General features: G+C 62.6%; 2 protein-coding genes. Both read right to left on the bottom strand.

Annotated features, from left to right (window positions below; all coding sequences use genetic code 11):
• Positions 1–2: 2 nt before the first annotated feature.
• Positions 3–1,046 carry an SPOR domain-containing protein gene (locus Q4P78_RS08775; RefSeq protein ID WP_303339996.1) on the bottom strand — a complete coding sequence of 348 codons (1,044 nt, stop codon included), beginning with the start codon at positions 1,044–1,046 and terminating at the stop codon, positions 3–5.
• Between the two features lie 93 nt (positions 1,047–1,139).
• Positions 1,140–1,362: GTP cyclohydrolase I (locus tag Q4P78_RS08770; protein ID WP_303339995.1), on the bottom strand; the 223-nt coding region annotated here is incomplete at its 5' end.

Genomic DNA, 1,362 nt, shown 5'->3' with positions numbered 1-1,362 from the left:
TGTTACTTCATTTCGATGACCCAGGCTTCGGTGAAGGGGGCTTGGGTGCGGAGGCTTTGCAGTGCGGTGCGGGCTTCGAGCTCGGTGGCGTACTGTCCGTAGACTACGCGCACCATCTTGCGGTGCTGGTAGACGCGGGCTTCCTTCCAGCCCCGGGTCTGTAACTGCCGGGCGTAGGCTGCGGCATTGTCTCGGGGGATGGAGCTGGCCACTACCAGGGAGTACCGGCCTTGGGGCTGCGTGGGCTGAACCTCGGACTGCGCCGTGTGGTCCAAAGATTGAGCTGTGTGGGCCTCGGGCTGCGCCGGTGCGGCGGCGGGTGCGGGTGTGCCCTTGGCCGGGGCGGGGGTTGTGGGCCGGGGCTTTGCTGTCGACCGGGTGGGTGCGGCAAAGAGGCGCTCGTAGGCCATGGAGGCAGTTTGGGGTACGCCGAGGTCTTCGGGGGTGCTGAGTGGAGTAATCCACATGAAGTAGCTCACCAGGGCTACGAGTGCAGCGACGAGGTAGTTGGCAGCTTCGCGGTTGACGCTCAGGGTGTAGCTGCGCTCGCTTCGATTGAGGTGTACGCGGTGCTTCCGGGGGCTGCGCGGGGCGGCCTTGGCGGGCTGCTGCTTGGGGGTGGCTGCGAGGGGCTTGAGGTTGTAGAGGGCATCGAGGCCATACAGCTCGGGCGAGATAACGCCGGCCTCACAGGGGGTGAACTCGTACTGTCCGTCTATGCCGAGGCTGAGGGTGCCGATGCTGGGCAGTTCGTAGCGCCCTTCTTCCTGCAAACGGTGGCGCAGGGCTTGTACGGCCTCGTCCACCAGGGCTACGGTCTCGGGGTAACCGGTGTCGTAGGCCTGCATGAACGACTGTACGAGCAGGCCGTCGTTCATGGTGAGCCGGGCGTTGAAGCCTACCGTACGGCAGGGGGGTAGGAAGAGGTCTTCTTCCGGCACATAGCGTGCCTCTACGTACCGGGTGACAAAGCCACCCAGGCCGGGGACAATCACGCAGTCGTGGTTGAGCAAGAGGCATTCAATATGTCGGGACAGGGAAATCATGGTGCAAAAGTACCGCTTTCTTTCGGAAGTGTGTAGGGGTGGGGGGCTTTTTGCCCAACTTTTTGGGCTGCTTGGCTGTGCTTGCCGGTGGCTTTAGGCTCTGCGTTCGATGAGTTGGAGAAATTCTGCGCGGGTCTTGGCCTGGGTGAAGGCTCCGCAAAAGGCTGAGGTGGTGGTGACCGAGTTGTCCTTCTCGACCCCGCGCATCTGCATGCACATGTGTCGGGCTTCGACGACGACCATTACGCCGAGGGGTTGGAGTGCCTCTTGTATGCAGTCCTTGATTTGGAGCGTCATGCGCTCTTGTACCTGTAGT

Origin of the sequence: Rothia sp. (in: high G+C Gram-positive bacteria) (assembly GCF_030540545.1) — a bacterium.
Lineage (GTDB): Bacteria > Actinomycetota > Actinomycetes > Actinomycetales > Micrococcaceae > Rothia.
This window is presented reverse-complemented; position numbering and strand designations above follow the sequence as displayed.

Coding starts and splice junctions, on each gene's coding strand:
- Q4P78_RS08775 (WP_303339996.1), bottom strand. CDS start 1,046: ATGATTTCCCTGTCCCGACATATTGAATGCCTCTTGCTCAACCACGAC.